Here is a 22,408-nt window from a genome sequence, read left to right as displayed (position 1 = left end):
TCACAGTCCGATCTCGTGACGCAGCTCCTGGGTGCGCGCCACCCAGTTGCCGACGTTCCAGCGGCCGTAGGAGGGAAGGCCCCCGTCCGGGTCTGGCCCGAAGTAGACGGGGACGTGGACGAGCGACAGGCCGGGATGGGCGCGGGCCTTGTCGAGCGCCGCCCGCAGCTCCTCGGGCGTGGTGCCGCCGAACAGGGCGTTCACCCCGCTCACCGACGACGCCCAGGCCACGTAGTCGACGGCGACGTGGTCCCAGGTGGCGTGGTCCTTGCCGTACTGGGCGATCTGGAGGCTGGAGATGGCGGCCATCCGGCGGTTGTCCAGCACCACGACGCAGCCGGTCGCGCCGTGCGCCACGCCGTCGATGAGCACCTGGGGGTTCATCGTGAACGAGCCGTCGCCGGTCACCGCCACCCCGTACCAGTCGTCTCCGGACAGGGCGGTGGCCAGCACCGCGCTCGTGGCGAAGCCCATGTAGCTGGCGCCGGCCTCGGTGAAGGACTCCTCGGGCTCGTCCTGGGCCGACATCTGGAAGCCGTAGGCCTGGACGTCGCCGGCGTCGAAGAACGTGACCGCCCGCGTGTCGGCCGCCCACTGCGCGACCGTGTGCACGGCGGCGGGCTGGGTGAGCACCTCGCGGTCCCAGACCGGGTCGTGCAGCCGGGGACGGGCCAGGCGGGCCGCCTTGAGCTCTTCCCAGGCCGCCCGGGCCGTCCGGCACTCGGCGAGCCACGCGCTGTCGTGCCGGGGGCTCTCGTCCTCGGCCCGTACGGCCCGCACGGCCTCGATCAGGGCGGCCAGGCTCAGCCGGGCGTCGCCGACCAGGGCGCTGGTGCGGGCGTAGTGGGTGGCCGCGTCCAGGTCGGCGTTGATGTTGACGACGTGCCGGACGTTGGGGTAGCCGGTGCGCGAGGAGTCCGCCTGGCAGACCGAGCGGGTGCCGACGGCGACCAGCAGGTCGGCGTGTTCCATGGCGTGGTTGCCGCTCAGCGAGCCCTTGGCGCCGCCGACCATCATCTGGCGCGGGTGGCCGGAGGGGATGGTGCCGAGGCTGACCGGCGACATCACGAAGACGCCGTCGACGAGGTCGGCCAGCTCCTCCAGCTCCGACCGGCAGTCGGTGGCGCCGCCGCCCACCTTGATCACCACGCGTTCGGCCGCCACCAGCCGCCGGGCGATCTCCGCGTACGACGTGGCCGGGTCTGCCGGGCCGAGCCGCGGCGGCGCGCCGACCGGGAGCTCGTCGAGGTTGAAGTCCTTGATCACCTCTGGCTGCGTGTTCAGCGGCAGCAGCAGGTAGAAGGGCCCCGGCCGGTACGGATGGTCGACCTGGTTGAGGCCGCGGCGCAGCGCCGTGGGCAGGGCGCGCGGTGTGTGCAGCGAGTAGGCCGGGCCCATCGTGGCCGCCAGCCGCAGGAACAGCCCCTGTTCGGCGCGCGGGATCTGCTGCATGTTGGGGCCTTCGTCCTCGGTGGTCTCGTCACCGTAGAGATGCCAGACCCCGACGCCGTCGCTCGCCGCCACGAGCGAGCCGGCCATCGCCTGGAGCGCTCCCGGCCCGATCGAGGTGACCACCGCCGCCTTCTCCCCCGTGACCCACCGCAACGCCGTTGCCGCGTGGGACGCCTCGGTCTCGTGCCGGACGGCGTAGGTCTGGAGAACGCCCGCGTCCTGGTAGGCGCGCAACACCTCGCCCAGTTCGGTCGAGCCGTGGCCGAGCACGACGACGAACCGGGTCACCCCCTGCCTGACCAGCCCGAGGACGACCGCCTCCGCCATGGTCAGGTCGGCCCTGCGCGGCAGCTCGCCGCGGTCGAGGGCCTCCTCGAAACCACCGGCGCGCGCGATCGCCGCCGCCCGCGCGACGCGTTCAGCAGTCATCCTGCTCGACTCCCCCTCCACCGTTCTCCTTCGACTCGTGGATGTAGCCGAGAACGTACAACGCTGTTGAGGTATCGGCAATACCTCGTACAGGAAATACGGGTACACGGAGGTAAAATGACCTGGTTTGTTGCTTATTTGACAACAAATCAGGCATTGAGGGCATGCGGGCGGGAGCGCGGTGAGACTGACATCGACGAACTCACCAGGCGCCGTCGGAGTGGCGGAGCCGACCCGTCGGCGACCGGCGGCCCGAGACGCTCAGGCGGCCGAGTCGCCGGTCCTTCAGAGGTTGCGCAGGTCGAGGGGGCCGAGGTCGCGGACGGTCCGGGCCAGGGCGCGGATCATGTCGTTCTCCGCCTCGGTCGACCACACCAGCGCGAACTTCAGCGGATCGTCGTCCCGGAGGGGCAGGTAGGCGATGTCGGGCCGGAGGTAGTAGCGCTTCATGTGGTGGGCGACGAGGCCGACGGTCTCTCCGGTGGAGATCAGCGAGAGCATCTCCTCGGTGTTGCTCGCCAGCGGGCCGCGCTCGATGCGGCGGCTCACGGAGGTCCGGGGCGGGAGAAAACCCTCCGCCCAGTAGTCCGGCCTGGACGGGGCGTCCACGTGCTGGAAGTCGGCGAGCATCTCCGTCAGGGCGGTCGCGTGCCGGGTGAGTTCGTGATCGGCGGCCACGGCCAGCAGGCGCGGGTCGGTGAACAGGACCGGCCCCGTCGTCAGGTCGGGTTCCTCGACGGGCAGCCACGCGACCAGGACGTCGATGTCACCGCGGCGCAACCCGGCGAACGGATCGGCGAACGGGGAGATCCGGATCTGCAGCCTCCACTGGGGATGGTGGTCGCGGAAATCGTCCCAGTAGCGCCGCAGGTCGTAGGAGTTGTGCGGGATCATGCCGACCCTGAGCACGCCGGTGATCCCCTCGGCGGCCAGCCTGGCCCGGCGCACGCCCTCCTGGAGGCCGCTGTACATCGGCCAGAGGTCGTCGCGGAGTTGCCGGCCGATCGGCGTCAGCCGTACCGACCGAGAGCTTCGTTCGAAGAGCAGGGCGCCGATCTGGCGCTCCTGCTTCTGTACCGCCTTGGTGATCCGGGCGGGGGTGACGTGCAACCGCTCGGCGGTGCGGGCGAAGTGGAGCTCTTGGGCCAGCGTCAGGAAGATCTCGATGTCGCGCAGCTCCACGACTCCCCCTCACGTTGCTCTCGGGGTCAATTCTGCCTTGCGCATTTTGTCATTGTTTCGGGCTGTTCAGCGCCTGGATCCTGGGTCACCGAACAAGTCGGACGATTCTGGAGTGACAAGATGACGCAGCTCACAGGCAAGACGGCACTGGTGACCGGGGCCTCGCGAGGGATCGGCCGGGCCGTGGCACGGCGGCTGGCGGCCGCGGGCGCGCTGGTGGCCGTGCACTACGGCAGCAACGAGGACGCGGCCCTGGAGACCGTGCAGCTGATCGAGAAGGACGGCGGCCGCGCCTTCCCGGTACGGGCCGAACTGGGCGTGCCCGGGGACGTCGACACCCTGTTCGCCGGACTGGAGGCGGGGCTCACCGCGAGGACCGGCCAGGTGCGGCTGGACATCCTGGTCAACAACGCCGCCATCAACACCGGCGGGCCGATCGACACCGTCACCCCCGAGGCCTTCGACCGGCTGATCGCGATCAACACCAAGGCGCCGCTGTTCATCGTCCAGCGGGCCCTTCCGCTGCTCAACGACGGCGGCCGGATCGTGAACGTGACCACCGCGGCGACCAGGATCGCCATGCCCGAGGCGCCGTACGCGATGAGCAAGGTCGGCATCGAGGTGCTCAGCCGTTCCCTGGCCCAGCAGGTGGGCCCGCGCGGCATCACCGTCAACGCCGTCGCGCCCGGGCCGACGGTCACCGACATGAACCCATGGATGCTCGGCAACCCCGAGGTCCAGCAGATGGTCGGCACCGGCAACGCCATCCCCCGCGTCGGCCGGCCCGACGACATCGCCGACGTGGTCGCCTTCCTGGCCTCGGAGGCCGGACGGTGGGTGACCGGCCAGGTCGTCGACGCCTCCGGCGGCTGTTTCCTCGGTCCCCGGATCTGAGCTGACAGCGCCCCGGGCCGCCGTCAGCCGATGCTCAACCGGGTGTCAGCGCGTCCCGGCAGTTTTGGACGTACCGCAAGCAACCCTCTCACCTTTCAGGAAACACGATGAAGCTTCTTGCCCTCGGCCTGGCCTCGGCCGGCCTGACCATGGCCGGCACCATGGCCGGCACCATGGCCGGCACCGTCGCCGTCGCCGCGCCCGCCGTCCCCGCGTCCGCCGACACCGGCGTGGTGGCCGCGCTCGACAGCGTGGCCAAGCCGCTGGCCTCCACCTCTGCCGAGGCTCGCGGGCACGACCTCGACGCCTTCGGCGCCATGGTGGGCCGGGCGCAGGTGGTCGGCGTGGGCGAGGCCACGCACAGCACCGCCGAGTTCTACACCCTCAACCAGCGGCTGTTCCGCTACCTGGTGGCCGAGAAGGGGTTCACCACGTTCGCCCGCGAGCTGAGCTGGAGCACCGGCCTGCGCCTGAACGACTACGTCCTGTACGGCAAGGGCGACCCGCAGGCGATCTTCCACGACGAGGTCAAGGGCCCCTATGACCTGTTCGACAACCGCGAGTTCCTCGACCTGGTCCGGTGGATGCGGGCCCACAACGCCGGCCACGCAGAGAAGGTCCAGTTCATGGGCGCCGACCTGCTCTACCCCGGCGACATCCTGTTCGACAAGGTGCTGGCCTACGTCAAGCAGCGCCACCCCGCCCTGCTGCCCGAGCTCACCCGGCTGTACGACGGGCTGCGGCCCACCACGAAGAACGCCGGGGAGTACATGGCGCAGGCGATGGCCGTACCCCTGAAGACCAGGCAGGACCACGCGCGGCGCGCCACGCAGGCGCTCAGGCTGCTGGAGCGCCAGGGCGCGGGCAAGTGGGCGGTGCAGCACGCCCGCGCGCTGTCGCAGACCTTCACCGACTTCGCCTTCGACCAGGCCACCGAGGACGGCCGCCGCCAGGCCCAGGAGTACCGCGACAGCGTGCTGGCCGACAACGTGGCCTGGTGGAACGCCACCACCGGGGCCAAGATCCAGGTGTCCGGGCTGAACGCGCATCTGAGCTACACCCCGATCGACACCGCGTTCGTGCCGACCCCGATGGGCGGCCTGCTGCGCAAGCGGCTCGGCGACCGGTTCGTCACCGTCGGCACCAGCTTCGACCAGGGCGGCTACAACTTCGCCGGCTCCGAGGACGGCTGCCCGGACGGCGTCAAGCCCGCCGAGCGGCCGATGACGTGCAAGGGCTCGGTCTCCGCCGCGCCCGCCGACTACAACGAGCATACGCTGGACCAGGTGCGCCACCGCGACTTCATGCTCGACACCCGCACCGCGCCGGCCGCCGCCAAGGCGTGGCTGTCGCAGGCCCGGAACACCCGCCTGATCGGCGGCGGGTTCTGGTCGCCCGGCCAGGCCGTCCAGGCCGCTCTGGGACGCTCCTTCGACGTGGTCATCCACCTGCACCAGGTCAAGGCCGCCCGGCTCCTGCCGTGAGATCTCACGGCACGGCCGGACGGGAGCAGGGCGAGCCACGACCGCGCTGACCTGGCTCGCGTGGGAACCGCCCGTCCCTGACCCCTGTGCCCACCACCCTTCGTGGTGGTGGGCACGCACGGCCGAGCCCTCAAAGGGCGTGCCCGCCGGCGACCCGCAGCACCTGACCGGTGATCCAGCGAGCCGAAGGTCGACGTGTCGACGTCGTCCGGCGATTCGCGGTGAGCCGCGTTGTTTCGGCACAGGCGGCCTCCGGTACCGCACGGCCTGTCGTGCTCCCTCCTCTCACCTGATCATCTCGTCATGGGCCAAAATGGCCCGCATGCCTTCCACTCCGTCCGGATTCAACGACTACGACAGGATCGCCGAGGGGTACACGGCCGAGAACGAGACCGGCCTCGTGAACGCGTACTACGAGCGGCCCGCGATGCTGGAGCTCGCCGGGGACGTGACCGGCCGGCGCGTCCTCGACGCCGGCTGCGGCTCGGGTCCCCTGTTCGCCGAGCTGCGCGATCGAGGGGCCGTCGTGACCGGCGTCGACGCGAGCGCCGGGATGCTGGAGCTGGCCCGGCGACGGCTGGGCGCCGACGCGGACCTGCGGGTCGCCGACCTCGGCAGCCCACTGCCCCTGCCCGACGGCGAGTTCGACGACGTCATCGCGTCCCTGGTGCTGCACTACCTGGAGGACTGGGGGCCGGCGCTGGCCGAGCTGCGACGCGTGCTGAAGCCCGGCGGCCGGCTCCTCGTCTCGGTCGACCATCCCTTCGTCATCACCCTCGTCAAGCACATGGCCGGGGAAAGGCCCGTCTACTTCGGAACTCGCGACCGGGTCGAAGAATGGACCATGGGAGGGCAGACCGCCCGGATGAGGTTCTGGGACCGGCCGCTGCACGCGATGAGCGAGGCGTTCACCGAGGCCGGCTTCCGGATCAGCGTCATCAGCGAACCGCCGGCCGCGCCGGAGGCCCGCGAGCTGTTCCCCGAGGAGTTCCGCGAGATCACCGGCACGCGGTTCCTGAGCTTCCTGTTCTTCGTCCTGGAAGCCGCCTGACGGGCGCGGGTCAGAGCAGGCCGAAGAAGGTGCGAATGGCTGTGACCAGGGTTTCCGGGGCGGCCAGGCCCACCATGTGGCTGGGGCTCACCGCGTCGCCCCACCACCGCAGGTCGTTCCGGCGGGACGCGATGCGCCGCATGATCGCCGGACCTCCGTGCGAGACCCCCGTCGGCACCGCCCGCTGATCGATCGGCAGCCCGGCGGCCCCTTCGTAGTACGGCCACGACGAAGACCCGCCGGTGCCGGTCAGCCAGTACAGACTGGCGTTGGCCAGGACGAGGTCCCGCGCGACCGGCTCCTTCAGCGGCGACCAGCCGTCGAACTCCTTGAACCGCTCCACCAGGTACGCGAGCTGCGCCACGGGCGAGTCCACGAACCCGTAGGAGAGCGTCTGGGGCCGTTTGGCCAGGTAGGGCCCATATCCGCTGCCGCCCGAGGTCCACGCGGTCAGCTCGGCGAGCGAGGCCAGTTCCTCCTCGTCCGCCCCGTCGAGCTCGCCGGGTTCGCCGGTGGGGATGCCGAGGCCGGCGGTGATGAGCGAGCCCACCACGTGCTCGCTGTCCAGGGCGGCCAGCTGAGGGGTCACCAGCGCTCCCGCGTCGTTGCCGTGGGCGCCGTACCGGTCGTAGCCGAGGCGGGCCATGAGCTCGGCCCACGTCCGGGCCACGCGGACGATGCTCCACGGCCGCTCGTCCGGCGGGTCGGGGAACGGCGAGAAGGCGAACCCGGGCAGCGAGGGCGCCACGACGTGGAAGGCGGTGGCCGGGTCGAGCCCGTACGCCCGCGGGTCGGTGAGCGGCCCGACGACCTCGGCGAACTCCAGCACGGAGCTCGGCCAGCTGTGCGTCAGGACGACGGGCAGCGCGTGCGGTTCGGGCGAGCGGACGTGCAGGAAGTGGATCGTCTGCCCGTCGATCACCGTCGTGTACTGGTCGAAGGCGTTGAGCCGGGCCTCGACGGCCCGCCAGTCGAACTCGTCGGCCCAGTACGCGGCCAGCTCACGCAGGTAGCCGACCGGCACGCCCCGGTCCCACCCGCCCGGCAGCGGCCCGGCCCAGCGGGTGCGCCGCAGCCGCTCCTTGAGGTCGTCGAGGTCGGCCTGCGGAATGTCGATGCGAAAGGGCTTCATGGGGGAACACTAGGAACCCATGCGGCAAGGATCGTTCCGCGATCCCCGTACGGGAGCATGAAAAAGCCCCGCACGGGAAACCCGTGCGGGGCCTTTCAAGGCTGAGCCTTAGCTCTGGCCGCCCGCGAGCTTCTCGCGGAGGGCAGCGAGCGCCTCGTCAGAGGCGAGCGCGCCGCTGGCCGGAGCCGACGACGAGCTGCCCGACGGAGGAGCGGTCTCGCCGCTGTAGGACGAGGGAGCGGCCTCGCCGGCCTCCGCCTCGGCCTTGCGGGCCTCCTCGATCTGCTTGCGGTGAGCCTCGAAGCGAGTCTGGGCCTCGGCGTACTGCCGCTCCCACTCCTCACGCTGCTTGTCGAAGCCCTCGAGCCACTCCCCGGTCTCCGGGTCGAAGCCCTCGGGGTAGATGTAGTTGCCCTGGTCGTCGTACGTGGCCGCCATGCCGTAGAGGGTCGGGTCGAACTCGACCTCGGTGCCCACACCCTCGTTGGCCTGCTTCAGCGAGAGGCTGATGCGGCGACGGTCGAGGTCGATGTCGATGATCTTCACGAAGATCTCGTCGCCGACCTGGACGACCTGCTCCGGGATCTCCACGTGGCGCTCGGCCAGCTCGGAGATGTGGACCAGGCCCTCGATGCCCTCCTCGACCCGGACGAACGCACCGAACGGCACCAGCTTGGTGACGCGGCCCGGCACGACCTGGCCGATCTGGTGGGTACGGGCGAACTGCTGCCACGGGTCTTCCTGCGTGGCCTTGAGCGACAGGGAGACGCGCTCGCGCTCCATGTCGACGTCGAGGACCTCGACCGTGACCTCCTGGCCCACCTCGACGACCTCAGACGGGTGGTCGATGTGCTTCCAGGACAGCTCGGACACGTGGACCAGACCGTCGACCCCGCCGAGATCGACGAAAGCGCCGAAGTTGACGATCGAAGAGACGACGCCCTTGCGGACCTGGCCCTTCTGCAGGGTGTTGAGGAACGTCTGGCGCACCTCGGACTGCGTCTGCTCCAGCCAGGCGCGGCGGGAGAGAACCACGTTGTTGCGGTTCTTGTCGAGTTCGATGATCTTCGCCTCGAGCTCGCGGCCGACGTACGGCTGCAGGTCGCGGACCCGTCGCATCTCGACCAGGGAGGCGGGGAGGAAGCCGCGCAGGCCGATGTCGAGGATGAGACCACCCTTGACGACCTCGATGACGGTACCGGTGACGATGCCGTCCTCGTCCTTGATCTTCTCGATCGTGCCCCAGGCGCGCTCGTACTGCGCGCGCTTCTTGGACAGGATCAGGCGGCCCTCTTTGTCCTCCTTCTGGAGAACCAGGGCCTCGACGTGCTCCCCGACCTCCACGACGTCAGCAGGGTCGACATCGTGCTTGATCGAAAGCTCGCGCGAGGGGATGACACCCTCGGTCTTGTAGCCGATGTCGAGAAGAACCTCGTCTCGATCGACCTTGACGACGGTGCCCTCGACGATGTCGCCGTCGTTGAAGTACTTGATGGTCTCGTCGATCGCGGCGAGGAAGGCTTCCTCGGACCCGATGTCGTTGACCGCTACCTGCGGGGTGCTCGAGGTGGCCTCAGTGCTGGACGTCATGTGTGGAATTGCTCCGAACGCGGACAGAAGTCGATGTGGCGTGCGCGGCAGGCCCTCTTCCGCATCAAGCCGAGGAATGACGACATCGACGTGACCGAGCGCGAGCCCGCTCCGTCTGAGGCGCGCGCGAGCCCACAGCGCAGCGATCAGCATATGAGACGTTGGCCACGAGGTCAATCCGGGGGCGCATCAGTACGCAATGATCTGGGACTCCCGCTTGGGGTTGATATTACCTCTTTGTTTCCGCGGGATGGAGATCCGCTCGGGATCGCCGTCCGAGACGTAGCGCTCGCCAGGGTGCTTGTTCAGCCACTCCAGCCAGTACTGCGAGCACCACTTGCGGCACTCCCCGCGCTTGCCGTTGCTCTGGATCCGCTGGATCGCCCCACGATCAAAATTTTTCGCGTAGGGCGAAAGGGACGGCTGGGCCCCGGCGAGGAACACGCCCGCGAAATCATATCGGGTTCCGTCCCAGGAACCGGTACGGGCGAGCTTCTTGGGCCGCGGCATCGACCCGTATGGCAGGGCCAGGGTCCTGTCGGGCGGCGCCCCCAGCTTCTTGAGCAGGCGCTCCACCCGGACGATCTGCTCGCGTACCTTCTTCTTCGACAGCCGCCGCAGGTCCGGATGGGACCAGGTGTGGTTGGCGACCTCGAAGCCGTGCTCGACCAGCCACCGCACGGCGGCCGCCTGCTGCTCCTGATCGCGCAGTCCGAAGGGCTCACGGGTGATCCAGAACGTCGCGGTCGGCCGGAACGAGGGGTAACGGGCGGCCACGTCGAGGATCACGCCGACGGCGGTGTCGGGCTCGGGGTTGCCGGAGGCGTCCAGCGCGAAGTGGCTCGGGTGCCCGTCGTCGAACGTCAGCACCACGGGGAACCGCCCGGCCGGCACCCGGATGTCGCCGGTGGCGAACTCTCTGGCCGTGATGGGCACGTAGCCCTGCTTGGCCAGTTTCTCCAGCTCCTGCCGGAGCTGGCCGGGGGTGCGGTCGATGGAGGCCACGCGCTTGCGCAGGATCCGGTGATACATGATGATCGGCACTAGGCCCGCCTCGTTGGCGCGCACCTGCCGGGCGAACTCGGGGGTGGCGACCACGCCCGGAGGCTCGGAGACGTTCTGGGGTTGTCCCTGCGGAGGAGTGACGGGGGCGATCACGCCGACCCTGGCCGACGCCTGGGTAGTAGGGGTCTCACCGTCAGGTAAGAGACTCAGCCCGGCGATGGCCACGGCCACCACCGCCACGTTCGCGATTGCGATGATCCGCGTGAACGACGTTGGTACCCGCACAAATCTCCCGGCAACTCGGCCAAAACTATCTTCAGCGTAGACGAGAAGCCCCGGAGACGGCGGGGCTACGCCGTTCGCGATATGTCGGACTGCCCCGCCGTGTCGGGATAAACATCGTCAGTGGCCGGCGTCCTCCCACGTACGCCCGACGCCCACCGAGACCTCCAGCGGAACGCGCAGGTGGTAGGCGGCGTTCATCTGGTCGCACACGAGCTGCCGCAACGTCTCCAGCTCGCCCGGCGCGACCTCGAACACCAGCTCGTCGTGCACCTGCAGCAACATCCGGGAGGCCAGCCCCTCCTCGGCGATGGCCTGGTGGACGTGGAGCATGGCGACCTTGATGATGTCGGCCGCCGAGCCCTGGATGGGGGCGTTGAGCGCCATGCGCTCGGCCATCTCCCTGCGCTGGCGGTTGTCGCTGGTCAGGTCGGGCAGGTAGCGGCGGCGGCCCATGATCGTCTCGGTGTAGCCGTCGGTGCGCGCCTGGGCCACGATGGCCTGCAGGAAGTCGCGTACGCCGCCGAACTCGGTGAAGTACTCCTCCTTCAGCGCCCGCGCCTCGGAGACCGGGATGTTGAGCTGCCCGGACAGGCCGAAGTCGGACAGGCCGTAGGCCAGGCCGTAGTTCATCGCCTTGATGCGCGCCCGCAGCTCGCCGTCGATCTGCTCGGGCGGCAGGTCGAACACCCGGGCCGCGGTGGCCTGGTGGAAGTCGTGGCCGGACTCGAAGGCCTCGATCAGCGACTCGTCGCCGGACAGGTGGGCCATGATGCGCAGCTCGATCTGGCTGTAGTCGGCCGTCAGCAGCTGCTCGAAGCCCTCGCCGACCACGAAGCCCTGCCGGATGCGGCGGCCCTCCGCGGTGCGGATCGGGATGTTCTGCAGGTTGGGCTTCTCCGACGACAGGCGGCCGGTCGCGGCGATGATCTGGTTGAACGTGGTGTGGATGCGGCCGTCGTCGCCGATCTCCTTGATCAGGCCCTCGACCGTGGTGCGCAGCTTCTGCTGGTCGCGGTGGCGCAGCATGATCGTCGGCAGCTCGTGCTCGGTCTGGGTGGCGAGCCAGGCGAGCTGGTCGGCGTCGGTGCTGTAGCCGGTCTTGATCTTCTTCGTCTTGGGCAGGTTGAGCCGGGTGAAGAGGATCTCCTGCAGCTGCTTGGGCGAGCCGAGGTTGAACTGCTCGCCGACGGCGCGGTGGGCCTCCTCCACGGCGTGCTTGACCGCGGCGCCGAACTCGGCCTCCAGACCGGCGAAGTACTGGCTGTCGACGGCGATGCCGGCCCGCTCCATCTCGGCCAGCACCGACAGCAGCGGCAGCTCGACGTCGGCCAGGAGCTGGGTGCCGCCGCGGCCGGCCAGGAAGCTCTCAAGAGAGTCGGCCAGCTCGCGCACGGCGTGGGCGCGCAGCGCGAGGTCTTTGGCCGGGGCGTCCTCGTCGTCGCCGAACAGCGCGGCCTGGCCGCCGGACTCCTCCTCGGCCCGCAGGTCGCGGTGGAGGTAGCGCCTGGCCAGGTCTTCCAGCGCGAACGTGCGCTGGCCCGGCATGGCGAGGTAGGCGGCCAGCGCGGTGTCGCAGCTCAGGCCGCGCAGCTCCAGGCCCTGGGCCCACAGGGCCAGGATCGGGCCCTTGGCGTCGTGGACGGCCTTGGGCCTGCTCGCGTCGCCCAGCCAGGCCCGCAGCGCCGCCTCGTCGGCCTCGGTGAGCTTGACGGGGTCGATGTGGGCGGCGGTGCCGTCGGGCGAGGCGACGGCGATGCCGTCGATGCGGCCCGAGCCGCTGCCGTAGGAGCCCTTGAAGGCCAGCCCGGCGCGGCCCTGCGGCAGCGCCGCCAGCCAGCCGGCGACCCGGTCGGGCCCGAGGATGACGGTCTCGACCTCGAAGCCCTGCTCGGGCTCCGCCTCGCCGGTGCCGAGCACCTTGAAGACGCGCTCGCGCAGCTCGCCGCGGATCTGCAGGGTGTCGAACAGCTTGTTGATCTCCTCGCGCTCCCACACGCCCTGCGTGAGGTCGCCGAGGTCGACGTCGAGCGGCACGTCGCGCAGCAGCTCGGTGAGGCGGCGGTTCATCAGCACCTGGGCGACGTGCTCGCGCAGCTTGTCGCCGACCTTGCCCTTGACCTCGTCGACGCGGTCGACCAGGGCGGTCAGCGAGCCGAACTCGCGCACCCACTTGGCCGCGGTCTTCTCGCCGACGCTGGGGATGGACAGCAGGTTGTCGCTGGGGTCGCCGCGCAGGGCGGCGAAGTCGGGGTACTGGGCCGGGGTCAGGCCGTACTTCTCCTCGACCGCCTCGGGGGTGAACCTGGTCATGTCGCTGATGCCCCGGCGCGTCATGAGGACGGTGACGTTCTCGTTGACGAGCTGCAGGGCGTCGCGGTCGCCGGTGACGATCAGGACGTTCATCCCCTGCTCGGCCGCGCGGGTGGCCAGGGTGGCGATGAGGTCGTCGGCCTCGAAGCCCGCCTTGGACAGGTGCGGGACGCGCAGCGTGTCGAGCAGCTCGTAGATGAGCTGCATCTGGCCGCGGAAGTCTTCGGGGGTCTCGCTCCTGTTGGCCTTGTAGTCGGAGTATTCCTCGTGGCGGAACGTCGGCTCCGACCTGTCGAAGGCCACCGCCACGTGGGTCGGCTGCTCGTCGCGCAGGATGTTCGTCAGCATCGAGGTGAACCCGTAGACCGCCTCGGTGTGCTGACCGTCGGTGGTCATGAGGTTGGCGTCTTTGAGCGCGTAGAAGGCGCGGTAGGCCAGGGAATGCCCGTCGAGCAGCAACAGACACGGGCGGCTGGGGGTCACTTCACTCTTCGGCACGTACGCAGCCTAGTCTGCGTCAACGACAGAAAACCCGAGCTCGGAAGAGTGGAGAGATCCCCTTGACGCATACCGATCCTTTGGACTTCTCCGCCTACGGCGCGGTGCACGAGGGCACGCTGGCCGAACGGATGGGCATCGAGTTCGTCGAGGCCGGCGCCGAGCGCGTCGTCGGCAGGATGCCGGTCGAGGGCAACACCCAGCCCTACGGCCTGTTGCACGGCGGCGCGTCGGTGGTGCTGGCCGAGACGCTGGGCTCGGTGGCCGCGGCGATCCACGCGGGCCCCGGCCGGATCGCCGTCGGCATCGAGATCAACGCCACCCATCACCGCTCGGCGACCTCCGGCCACGTGACCGGGGTCGCGACCAGGTTGCACGGCGGACGCACTTTGGCGACGTACGAGATCGAGATCACCGACGACGAGGGACGCCGCGTGTGCACCTCCAGATTGACGTGCATGCTGCGCGACCAGCGCCCCTGACGTCACTTTGACGGAACCTTTGCGCAGCGGCCCCATCGATCGCTACGGTTGTCCGAACAGAGCCCGCGGGGAGGCCCGGTAGATAACGTGTACGGCCGGGGAAGCCCTACATGGCCCCAAAGGCCGCTCCGCGGGCTCGTCCACGTTTTCTCCCCATCGTTATCGTTTCGTTTCCGCCGCAGCCAGGCGTCTTCCCTCATTTAGCCCCTGACCTGCCGCGTTGTTTCCTCACATGTGTGCCACACGCATGTCACTAATTGGTGACGAACCATACTGAAACGGGCGTCTCCGGAATAAGCTCCCGCCATTGCATCCCAGTTGTGCCTGCGATGCGCGCGTGTCGAGATGGAGGGGTACAACCCCGCCTTGACCTATTTGAGGGAGCACCATTGCGCAGAGCCGTGATCGCGTTCACGGCCTTCCTGGGTGGACTCATCTTCCTGCTGGCCAGTCCCGCGCAGGCGGGGCCGGCTGGATGCCAGGGTTTGAAGGGGACGCTCAAACTCCAAGGCCAGCCAGTGAACGGCGTCAAAATCGCCGTGACCACCGAGGGCGGACAACCCGTCAAGGAGGTCACAACAAACGCACAGGGCACGTGGGAAGTTCCTACCGACAAGGGCAAGTTCAAGGTCACCCTTGACCCCGGCAGCCTGCCGAAGAACGCCGAGGTGCGCGGGGGCAGCAATGTCCGCACGCCGACCGTCTTCGAGGGCAACTGCTCGACCGTGCTGTTCGCGTTGCAGGCCAAGGGCGTGGCAGGCCAGCCACAGGGAGACGCGGAGAGCGGCGAGAGCACGTTCTGGGACACCGCGGCGCAGCTCGCCTTCGAGGGGCTCAACCTCGGCCTGATCATCGCCCTGGCCGCGCTCGGCCTGTCGCTGATCTACGGCACGACCGGCCTGACCAACTTCGCCCACGGAGAGCTGGTCACACTCGGCGCGGTGCTGGCGTACATGTTCAACGTGGGCGCCGGCCTCCATCTCATCCCCGCCGCGGTGCTCGCCGTGGCGCTGGGCGGCGCGTTCGGCTACGCCCAGGACCGCCTCTTCTGGGGCCAGCTCCGCAGGCGCGGCACCGGCATCATCGCCATGATGATCATCTCCATCGGCGTCGCGCTGGTCATGCGCTACGTCATGCTGATCTTCTTCGGCGGCCAGAACGAGGCCTACGCCCAGTACACGGCCCAGCCCGGCATCCAGGTCGGGCCGATCTCCGCGGCCCCCAAGAACTTCGTGGCGATGGGCATCGAGCTGGCCGTGCTGCTGCTGGTCGGCTTCGCGCTGCTGCGCACCCGCACCGGCAAGGCGGCCAGGGCCGTGTCCGACAACCCCGCTCTCGCGGCCTCGTCGGGCATCAACGTCGACCGGGTCATCCGGACCGTCTGGACCCTGGGCGGCGCCATCGCGGCGCTGGCCGGCATCATGCTCGGGCTCTCGCAGAACCTGAAGTACACGATGGGCCAGGACATCCTGCTGCTCATCTTCGCCGGCGTCACGCTCGGCGGGCTCGGCACCGCCTTCGGCGCGCTGGTCGGATCGCTGGTGGTCGGCCTGTTCATCCAGGTCTCCACCCTGTGGGTGCCGCCGGAGCTCAAGAGCGTCGGCGCGCTGGTCGTGCTCATCATCGTGCTCCTCGTCCGGCCCCAGGGCATCCTGGGCCGCCGCGAGCGAATCGGCTGATCGGGGGAGGATCAGAATGGACTGGATCACGATCATCAGCACGACGCTGAAGTCCGCGGTCGGCGTCGAGACCGTGCTGTACGCGCTCGCCGCGATCGGCATCAACATCCAATTCGGCTACACCGGCCTGCTCAACTTCGGCCAGGCGGCGTTCATGGGCGTGGCCGGCTACGGCCTGGCCGTCACCGTCACCGTCATGGGGCTGCCGTTCTGGGTCGGCATCATCGTCGGCCTGCTCGCCGCCGTGCTCCTGGCGATCCTGCTCGGCATCCCGACCCTCCAGCTCCGCGCCGACTACCTGGCCATCGTCACCATCGCGGCGGCCGAGATCGTCCGGCTGGTGTTCCGGTCGGTGGCGTTCAAGAGCGTCTTCGGCGGCTCGGACGGCCAGCGCGGCTTCTCCGACGGCTTCTACGCGCTCAACCCGTACCCCGAGGGCCAGTACGGCTTCAACCTGGGCTCCGTCCCCCTGTTCTTCAACAACAGGGTGCTGTGGGTGCTGACCGTCGGCTGGGTGCTCATCGCCCTGTGCTGCGGCCTGGTCTACCTGCTGATGAAGAGCCCCTGGGGCCGCGTGCTCAAGGCCATCCGCGAGGACGAGGACGCCGTGCGCAGCCTCGGCAAGAACGTCTTCTCCTACAAGATGCAGTCGCTCATCCTGGGCGGCGTCGTGGGCTGCCTGGGCGGCTTCATCTACGGCCTGGCCTACGCCTCCGTCCAGCCCGACATCTTCGGCACCGAGACCACGTTCTACGCGTACACGATGGTCATCCTCGGCGGCGCCGCCCGCGTGCTCGGGCCCGTCGTGGGCGCGTCCATCTTCTGGGTGCTGCTCGTCCTGATCTACGGCGTGCTCTCCGAGGCCGTCGGCGCCGGGATCATCACCTTCATGGACACGAACCAGGTGGGCGCCGTCCGCTGGATCCTGGTCGGCCTGGGCCTCGTCCTGTTGCTCATCTTCCGGCCACAGGGCATCTTCGGCGACAAGAGGGAGATAGCGATCAATGCACGCTGAAACCACGGCCACCGAGCGCAAGGCCGCGGCGCTGGCCGTCTTCAAGGACCTGGCCCGCGAGCCGGGCGTGCCCAAGCCGGACCCGATCCTCACCGTCGACAACGTCGTGCGCCGCTTCGGCGGCCTGACCGCGGTCGAGGTCGGCCACATCGAGATCCAGCGGGGTTCCATCACCGCGCTGATCGGCCCCAACGGCGCCGGCAAGACGACCTTCTTCAACCAGCTCACCGGCTTCGACACGGCCGACTCCGGCTCGTGGACGTTCAACGGCCGCAGCATGAACGGGGTGCCGGCCCACAAGGTCGCCCGCGCCGGCATGGTGCGCACCTTCCAGCTGACCAAGGCGCTGTCCCGCCTGACCGTCATGGAGAACATGCGCCTGGGCGCCCAGCAGCAGAAGGGCGAGACCTTCTGGCGGGCGCTCATCCCCGGCATGTGGCGCGGTCAGGAGGACGAGATCACCGTCCGCGCCGAGGAGCTGCTCGAACGCTTCAAGCTCGGCGCCAAGCGGGACGACTTCGCCGGATCGTTGTCCGGCGGCCAGCGCAAGCTGCTGGAGATGGCCCGCGCCCTCATGGTCCAGCCCGAGCTGGTCATGCTGGACGAGCCCATGGCGGGCGTGAACCCCGCCCTGACCCAGTCGCTGCTCGGCCACGTCAAGGACCTGCGCGAGCAGGGCATGACGGTGCTGTTCGTCGAGCACGACATGGACATGGTCCGCGACATCAGCGACTGGGTGATCGTCATGGCGCAGGGCGCCGTGATCGCCGAGGGGCCGCCCGACACGATCATGTCGGACGAGCGCGTGATCGACGCCTACCTCGGCGCCCACCACGACGCCCCGCTGTCGGACACCGAACTGGAGACGCAGCTCCAGGAGGCCGAGGCGGCGCTGGAGGCCGAGATCGAAGAGGAGACGCAGAAGTGAGCGACGTCCCCGAGACGACCGCCCCCGAGTCCGCACCCGAGTCGCAGGCGGCCGTCACCGGCCGCGCCGCGCACCTGGAGGGCGCCGCCGACGCCGTGCTGCGGTGCGACGAGCTGATCGCCGGCTACCTGCCGGGCGTCAACATCCTCAACGGCTCCGACCTCTACGTCAAAGAGGGCGAGCTGATCGGCATCATCGGCCCCAACGGCGCCGGCAAGTCGACGCTGCTGAAGGCGATGTTCGGGCTGGTCAACATCCGCAGCGGCACGGTGCTGCTCAAGGGTGAGAACATCACGAACATGAAGGCGCACTCGCTGGTCTCCCGCGGCGTCGGTTACGTGCCGCAGACCAACAACGTCTTCCCCAGCCTCACCATCGAGGAGAACCTGGAGATGGGCGCCTTCCAGGTGCCCGGCAAGTTCAAGGAGCGCTTCGAGTTCGTCGCCGAGCTGTTCCCGGCGCTCAAGGAGCGGCGCAAGCAGCGGGCGGGCTCCCTGTCCGGCGGTGAGCGGCAGATGGTGGCCATGGCCAGGGCGCTCATGACCGAGCCGTCGGTGCTGCTGCTCGACGAGCCGTCGGCGGGCCTGTCGCCCAAGCTCCAGGACCTGGTCTTCATCCAGGCCCAGCAGATCAACAAGGCGGGCGTGACCGTGATCATGGTGGAGCAGAACGCCCGCCGCTGCCTCCAGATCTGCCACCGTGGCTACGTGCTCGACCAGGGCCGCAACGCCTACACCGGCACCGGCAGGCAGCTCGCCAACGACCCCAAGGTCATCGAGCTGTACCTCGGCACGCTGGCCAAGGCGTAACCGAATCGAACGGCGGAGGGGCTCCCCCGGAGCCCCTCCGCCGTTTTTTAATGAGCGCTGTGAAACGATTATTGACCGTGGCGCTCGTCCTGCCCGTCCTGCTCGTCGGCTGCCAGGAGGACGCCTCCTCGGCGCAGAGGTACAGCACCGGCGGCGACCCGACCGACAGCCCGTGCGCGCGCGTGGTCTCGGCCATCGGGTACGCCGGCCTGATGCTCAAGCCGAAGGGCCAGGAGGACCAGCAGTACTTCGAGGACGCCGTCATCGGCCGGCTGGCCGAGCTGCGCGGCATCACGCTCCAGTTCGGCGACCGGCTGCCGGCCTCGCTGCACGCCGCCGTGCAGAGCGTCAAGTCGGCCACCGAGGGCCTGTCCAGGAACGACGTGCCGCACGAGCGGCAGGTGGCGCTGCTGCGGCAGTACCGGGCCGCCGCCGACCAGATCGTGGCCGGCTGCGCATGACGAAGGGGCCCGATCCTCGCGGACCGGGCCCTTCGCCGAACCTCGGACGTCAGCCGGCGATGTTGCCGGTGCGGTACTCCAGCGCCTTGGTGGCGTACTTGTTGTCCTTGCCGTACTGGTAGATGCCGATGGTGGCGACCGCGGGGTCACCGGCGTCGTTGAACTCGACCGGGCCGCTCACGCCGTCGTAGTCGATGTCCTTGCCGGCCTTGAGCAGGTCGACGCAGCTCTTGAAGTCCTTGCACTTCTCGCCACCCTTGCTGACCTCGGCCAGCTTGGCGGCGATGTCGACGCCCGCGTCGCTCTTGGCGGCCTCGGCGGCCAGCGCGAGCAGGTTCATCGCGTCGTAGGACTCGGGGGCGTAGCTGTAGTCCTCCAACTTGGGGTTGATGCCGAGGAGCTTCTTCTGGAACTCCTCCGGCGCGGCCGCACCCGGGATCGTGCCCTTGACGCCCTCAAGAGTGCCCTTGGGCATCTTGACGTAGTTCGTGTTGGATGTGTTGCCGTCGACCATGTACCACTTGTGCTTGTCGGCCGGCAGACCCTGCTTGACCAGCTCCTGGATGACCTTGGCGGTCTCCTCGAACCCGATCATGACGATGCCCTTGGGGTTCTTGGCCTTGATCTTGGCCACGTCGGCCGAGAAGTCGGCGGCCTTGGGGTCGTAGTCGACGCGCTCGACGACCTCGCCGCCGCCGTCGGTGACCGTCTTCTGCACCTGGTCGGCCAGGCCGGTGCCGTAGGAGTCCTGCATCGCCAGGATGCCGACGGTGTCGTTGCCGTCGGACACCACCAGGTCGCCGAGCACGCGGCCCTGCAGCTTGTCCGGCGGCGAGGTGCGGAAGTACAGGCCCTTGTCCTCGATCGTGGTGAACTTGTCGGAGGTGTTGGCCGGCGAGAAGTGGATGACACCAGCGCCCGTGATCTTGTCGATCACCGACTCCGACACCGACGAGGACGCGGCGCCGATGATGGCGTCGGCCTTCTGGGCCAGGAGCTTGTCCACCGACTGCGAGGCGATGTTCGTGGTGGTGTCGCCCGAGTCGGTGTCGTACTTGGTGACGGGCTTGCCCAGCACGCCCCCGGCCTCGTTGATCTCCTTGATGGCCAGGTCGACGCCGGCGAACTCAGGCGGGCCGAGGAAGGCGAGCGAACCGGTCTGGGGCAGCAGCGTACCGATCGTGAGGGTGCCGTCGCCCTTGGCCGCGGGAGCCGACGACGATGGCGCTGCCGGCTGCGAGGTCTGCGTGGCGGTGTTGCTGCCGCCACCGCCGCAGGCCGTCAGGGCCAGGCTGGTGGCGGCCACGACAGCCAGCGCCCGCCCCACGGGAGCAATGCGGATCATGAAGTGTCTCCTTCATTTCCAGGCCGGGATCGTCAGCACCGCCGAGCGCTCCCGATCGAATGACGGAAACGTACAAAATCGCTGTGTACTCGAACCAGATGGCGGGGTGAACTGTCGGCACTTGGATGCGGAGTCGTAATCAGTCCTCAACTTACGGACCTGCGCTAGCAGGCTTAATGTGCGTCGGGTGAAGCGTTTTACGCCTGTCCTAGTCACGGCGGTCCTTGTTGCCGGGTGCACCTCGTCCCCGCCGCCCGCGCCGCCTTCCTCGGATCCTCCCGCCGGCGTATCGGTCACGCTGGAGCAATGGCGTTCCGACGAGCCCGTTCACGCGCTGGAGGTGGCCGTCCGTAATACCACCGGCATCCCCGTGTATTTCGCGGACGTCCAGCTCGTGACGCCGTCGTTCAAAACGTTGCCGCCGGAAAAGACGGACGCCACGATCAAACGGACCGAGCGCACCGACCTGCGCATCACCTACGGCCCGGCCAACTGCCTGCCCACGGGTCTGCCGCGCCTGGAGCCCGCGACCGTCGTGGCGAACATCCGCGCCGGCTCCGAGCAGCCGCGCCGGGTGGTCTTCAAGGTGCCGCACCCCAGCCCGCTGCTGACCCGCCTGTTGCGGGACGAATGCTCGGAGTTCCTCATCAAGGAGGCCGCCGGCATCGAGTTCGGGCCCGACTGGAAGCAGGTGGGCAAGGCGATGCGGGGCAACCTGGTGGTCACGCGGCGCGGCGCGGGCAAGGTGACGCTGACCGAGCTCGACGGCACCACGCACTACATCATCACGCCGGACGCCGACCGGCGGCCCGTGGCCGAGCTGGAGGCCGGGCAGGAGCGGCTGGAGGTGCCGGTCACGCTCACCCCCGGCCGCTGCGACCCGCACGCCTTCGCCGAGGCCAAGAAGGCGTTCCTGTTCCCGGTGCGGGCCACCGTGGACGGGGGGCCCGAGCGGGTGGTGATCGTGGTGCCGCCCAAGCCGCTGCAGGATCGGCTGATCCAGTACTCGTTGCGAGTGTGCGGCCTGGGCGGCGGGTGAGGGTCAGCCCTCGATGTTGCCCGTGCGGTACTCCAGGGCCTTGGGGGCGTACTTGTTGTCGTCGCCGTACTGGTAGACGCCGATGGTGGCCACGGCGGGGTCACCGGCGTCGTTGAACTCGATCGGGCCGCTGATGCCGTCGTAGTCGATGTCCTTGCCGGCCTTCAGCAGGTCGGCGCAGTCCTTGAAGGTCTTGCACTTCTCGCCGCCCTTGCTGACCTCGGGCAGCTTGGCGGCGATGGACTTGCCGCTGTCGTCCTTGGCGGCCTCGGCCGCCAGGGCGATGAGGATCGCGGCGTCGTAGGACTCGGCCGCGTAGGTGTAGTCCTCCAGCTTGGGGTCGATCTCCAGGAGCTTCTTGCGGAAGTCCTCCGGGGCCTCGGCGCCGGGGATGGTGCCCTTGACGCCCTTGAGGGTGCCCTTGGGCATCTTGAGGTAGTTGGTGTTCGACATGTTGCCGTCCACCATGTACCACTTGGTCTTGTCGACCGTCAGGCCCTGCTTGACCAGCTCCTGGATGACCTTGGCGCCCTCCTCGAAGCCGATCAGCACGATCGCCTTCGGGTTCTTGGCCTTGATCTTGGCGACGTCCGCGGAGAACTCGGCCGCCTTCGGGTCGTAGTCGACGCGCTCGACGACGCTGGCGCCGGCCGCCTCGGCGGTCTTGGTCACCTGGTCGGCCAGGCCCGAGCCGTAGGAGTCCTGCATGGCCAGGATGCCGATGGTGTCGTTGCCGTCGGCGGCGATCAGGTCGCCGAGCACGCGGCCCTGCAGCTTGTCCGGCGGCGCGGTACGGAAGTACAGGCCCTGGTCGCTGATGGTGGTGAACTTGTCAGAGGTGTTGGCGGGCGAGAACTGCACCACGCCGGCACCGGTGACCTTGTCGATGATCGACTCGGACACCGACGAGGAGGCGGCGCCGATGATGGCGTCGGCCTTCTGCGCGATCAGCTTGTCCGCCGACTGCGAGGCCACGTTGGTGGTGGTGTCACCCGAGTCCGTGTGGATCTTGGTGACCGGCTTGCCGAGCACGCCGCCCGCGTCGTTGATCTCCTTGACGGCCTGGTCGACGCCGGCGAACTCGGGCGGGCCGAGGAAGGCCAGCGAGCCGGTCTGCGGCAGCACGGTGCCGATCGTCAGCGTGCCGTCACCCTTGGCCGCGTCCGTCTGGGTGGCCGGGGCCGACGAGGACGGCACCGCGGACGTGGTCTGCTGCGCGGCCGTGTCGCCACCGCCGCCACAGGCCGTCAGGGCCAGGCTCGCCGCTGCCGCGACGGCCAGGAAGCGCCCTGCTGGAGCAATGCGGATCATAAAAGAGACTCCCCTTATTCCCAGCGG

At 69.1% G+C, this 22,408-nt stretch carries 18 protein-coding genes; 10 read left to right on the top strand and 8 right to left on the bottom strand.

The annotated features are described in order from the left end of the window. Positions 1 to 1,881 carry a thiamine pyrophosphate-binding protein gene (locus ACIA8R_RS17120; RefSeq protein WP_397039099.1) on the bottom strand — a complete coding sequence of 627 codons (1,881 nt, stop codon included), beginning with the start codon at positions 1,879 to 1,881 and terminating at the stop codon, positions 1 to 3. Between the two features lie 285 nt (positions 1,882 to 2,166). After that, the gene (locus ACIA8R_RS17115) at positions 2,167 to 3,063 is read right to left on the bottom strand and encodes a LysR family transcriptional regulator (RefSeq protein WP_397039097.1); all 897 of its coding nucleotides are present in this window, start codon (positions 3,061 to 3,063) and stop codon (positions 2,167 to 2,169) included. 120 nt (positions 3,064 to 3,183) lie between these two features. On the opposite strand from ACIA8R_RS17115, the gene ACIA8R_RS17110 reads away from it, so the two are divergent. The 3 genes from ACIA8R_RS17110 to ACIA8R_RS17100 all read left to right on the top strand — a co-directional run bounded on the left by ACIA8R_RS17110 (position 3,184) and on the right by ACIA8R_RS17100 (position 6,492). Continuing rightward, positions 3,184 to 3,957 carry an SDR family oxidoreductase gene (locus ACIA8R_RS17110; RefSeq protein ID WP_397039096.1) on the top strand — a complete coding sequence of 258 codons (774 nt, stop codon included), beginning with the start codon at positions 3,184 to 3,186 and terminating at the stop codon, positions 3,955 to 3,957. A gap of 107 nt (positions 3,958 to 4,064) precedes the next feature. Next, positions 4,065 to 5,441 (top strand): erythromycin esterase family protein, encoded by a 1,377-nt coding sequence (locus ACIA8R_RS17105; protein ID WP_397039094.1) that lies wholly within the window; start codon positions 4,065 to 4,067, stop codon positions 5,439 to 5,441. A 313-nt stretch (positions 5,442 to 5,754) separates the two neighbouring features. Next, positions 5,755 to 6,492 (top strand): class I SAM-dependent methyltransferase, encoded by a 738-nt coding sequence (locus ACIA8R_RS17100; RefSeq protein WP_397039093.1) that lies wholly within the window; start codon positions 5,755 to 5,757, stop codon positions 6,490 to 6,492. A 10-nt stretch (positions 6,493 to 6,502) separates the two neighbouring features. Here the strand turns inward: ACIA8R_RS17100 and ACIA8R_RS17095 are convergent, their stop codons facing one another. The 4 genes from ACIA8R_RS17095 to polA form a co-directional block, all read right to left on the bottom strand. After that, positions 6,503 to 7,624 carry an epoxide hydrolase family protein gene (locus tag ACIA8R_RS17095; protein WP_397039091.1) on the bottom strand — a complete coding sequence of 374 codons (1,122 nt, stop codon included), beginning with the start codon at positions 7,622 to 7,624 and terminating at the stop codon, positions 6,503 to 6,505. A gap of 108 nt (positions 7,625 to 7,732) precedes the next feature. Continuing rightward, a complete protein-coding gene (gene rpsA, locus ACIA8R_RS17090; RefSeq protein ID WP_352358288.1) occupies positions 7,733 to 9,214 on the bottom strand; it encodes a 30S ribosomal protein S1 in 1,482 nt (493 codons plus the stop codon). Between the two features lie 189 nt (positions 9,215 to 9,403). Then, on the bottom strand, positions 9,404 to 10,459 hold the full coding sequence (locus tag ACIA8R_RS17085; RefSeq protein ID WP_397039090.1) for a polysaccharide deacetylase family protein: 1,056 nt from the start codon (positions 10,457 to 10,459) through the stop codon (positions 9,404 to 9,406). Positions 10,460 to 10,621: 162 nt separating this feature from the next. Further along, entirely contained in the window at positions 10,622 to 13,312 is a 2,691-nt protein-coding gene (gene polA, locus ACIA8R_RS17080) for a DNA polymerase I (RefSeq protein WP_364092680.1), read from the bottom strand. Between the two features lie 131 nt (positions 13,313 to 13,443). On the opposite strand from polA, the gene ACIA8R_RS17075 reads away from it, so the two are divergent. The 6 genes from ACIA8R_RS17075 to ACIA8R_RS17050 all read left to right on the top strand — a co-directional run bounded on the left by ACIA8R_RS17075 (position 13,444) and on the right by ACIA8R_RS17050 (position 18,686). Then, positions 13,444 to 13,794 (top strand): hotdog fold thioesterase, encoded by a 351-nt coding sequence (locus ACIA8R_RS17075; protein ID WP_357704627.1) that lies wholly within the window; start codon positions 13,444 to 13,446, stop codon positions 13,792 to 13,794. Between the two features lie 518 nt (positions 13,795 to 14,312). Next, positions 14,313 to 15,473 carry a branched-chain amino acid ABC transporter permease gene (locus ACIA8R_RS17070; protein WP_364092682.1) on the top strand — a complete coding sequence of 387 codons (1,161 nt, stop codon included), beginning with the start codon at positions 14,313 to 14,315 and terminating at the stop codon, positions 15,471 to 15,473. Positions 15,474 to 15,489: 16 nt separating this feature from the next. Further along, positions 15,490 to 16,488 carry a branched-chain amino acid ABC transporter permease gene (locus tag ACIA8R_RS17065; RefSeq protein ID WP_357704426.1) on the top strand — a complete coding sequence of 333 codons (999 nt, stop codon included), beginning with the start codon at positions 15,490 to 15,492 and terminating at the stop codon, positions 16,486 to 16,488. After that, entirely contained in the window at positions 16,478 to 17,416 is a 939-nt protein-coding gene (locus ACIA8R_RS17060; RefSeq protein WP_397039087.1) for an ABC transporter ATP-binding protein, read from the top strand. Before ACIA8R_RS17065 ends, ACIA8R_RS17060 begins: the two co-directional genes overlap by 11 nt. Beyond that, positions 17,413 to 18,225, top strand: coding sequence for an ABC transporter ATP-binding protein (locus tag ACIA8R_RS17055; RefSeq protein ID WP_364092685.1), 813 nt, complete (start codon positions 17,413 to 17,415; stop codon positions 18,223 to 18,225). The genes ACIA8R_RS17060 and ACIA8R_RS17055 overlap by 4 nt, the downstream gene beginning before the upstream one ends. Positions 18,226 to 18,284: 59 nt before the next feature. After that, complete coding sequence (locus tag ACIA8R_RS17050) at positions 18,285 to 18,686, top strand: hypothetical protein (protein WP_364092687.1); 402 nt, start codon at positions 18,285 to 18,287, stop codon at positions 18,684 to 18,686. Positions 18,687 to 18,735: 49 nt separating this feature from the next. On the opposite strand, the gene ACIA8R_RS17045 is transcribed toward ACIA8R_RS17050, so the two are convergent. Then, the gene (locus ACIA8R_RS17045; RefSeq protein WP_364092689.1) at positions 18,736 to 20,031 is read right to left on the bottom strand and encodes an ABC transporter substrate-binding protein; all 1,296 of its coding nucleotides are present in this window, start codon (positions 20,029 to 20,031) and stop codon (positions 18,736 to 18,738) included. Between the two features lie 340 nt (positions 20,032 to 20,371). On the opposite strand from ACIA8R_RS17045, the gene ACIA8R_RS17040 reads away from it, so the two are divergent. Then, positions 20,372 to 21,070, top strand: coding sequence for a hypothetical protein (locus ACIA8R_RS17040; protein ID WP_357704417.1), 699 nt, complete (start codon positions 20,372 to 20,374; stop codon positions 21,068 to 21,070). 3 nt (positions 21,071 to 21,073) lie between these two features. Here the strand turns inward: ACIA8R_RS17040 and ACIA8R_RS17035 are convergent, their stop codons facing one another. Then, positions 21,074 to 22,381, bottom strand: a complete 1,308-nt coding sequence (locus tag ACIA8R_RS17035) for an ABC transporter substrate-binding protein (RefSeq protein WP_357704415.1) — start codon at positions 22,379 to 22,381, stop codon at positions 21,074 to 21,076. Between the last annotated feature and the right edge of the window lie 27 nt (positions 22,382 to 22,408).

It is taken from the genome of Nonomuraea sp. NPDC051191, from assembly GCF_044455665.1.
Classification (GTDB): domain Bacteria; phylum Actinomycetota; class Actinomycetes; order Streptosporangiales; family Streptosporangiaceae; genus Nonomuraea.
This window is presented reverse-complemented; position numbering and strand designations above follow the sequence as displayed.

Coding starts and splice junctions, on each gene's coding strand:
- ACIA8R_RS17060 (WP_397039087.1), top strand. CDS start 16,478: ATGCACGCTGAAACCACGGCCACCGAGCGCAAGGCCGCGGCGCTGGCC.
- ACIA8R_RS17105 (WP_397039094.1), top strand. CDS start 4,065: ATGAAGCTTCTTGCCCTCGGCCTGGCCTCGGCCGGCCTGACCATGGCC.
- rpsA (WP_352358288.1), bottom strand. CDS start 9,214: ATGACGTCCAGCACTGAGGCCACCTCGAGCACCCCGCAGGTAGCGGTC.
- ACIA8R_RS17075 (WP_357704627.1), top strand. CDS start 13,444: ATGGGCATCGAGTTCGTCGAGGCCGGCGCCGAGCGCGTCGTCGGCAGG.
- ACIA8R_RS17100 (WP_397039093.1), top strand. CDS start 5,755: ATGGCCCGCATGCCTTCCACTCCGTCCGGATTCAACGACTACGACAGG.
- ACIA8R_RS17120 (WP_397039099.1), bottom strand. CDS start 1,881: ATGACTGCTGAACGCGTCGCGCGGGCGGCGGCGATCGCGCGCGCCGGT.
- ACIA8R_RS17035 (WP_357704415.1), bottom strand. CDS start 22,381: ATGATCCGCATTGCTCCAGCAGGGCGCTTCCTGGCCGTCGCGGCAGCG.
- ACIA8R_RS17110 (WP_397039096.1), top strand. CDS start 3,184: ATGACGCAGCTCACAGGCAAGACGGCACTGGTGACCGGGGCCTCGCGA.
- ACIA8R_RS17095 (WP_397039091.1), bottom strand. CDS start 7,624: ATGAAGCCCTTTCGCATCGACATTCCGCAGGCCGACCTCGACGACCTC.
- ACIA8R_RS17045 (WP_364092689.1), bottom strand. CDS start 20,031: ATGATCCGCATTGCTCCCGTGGGGCGGGCGCTGGCTGTCGTGGCCGCC.
- ACIA8R_RS17065 (WP_357704426.1), top strand. CDS start 15,490: ATGGACTGGATCACGATCATCAGCACGACGCTGAAGTCCGCGGTCGGC.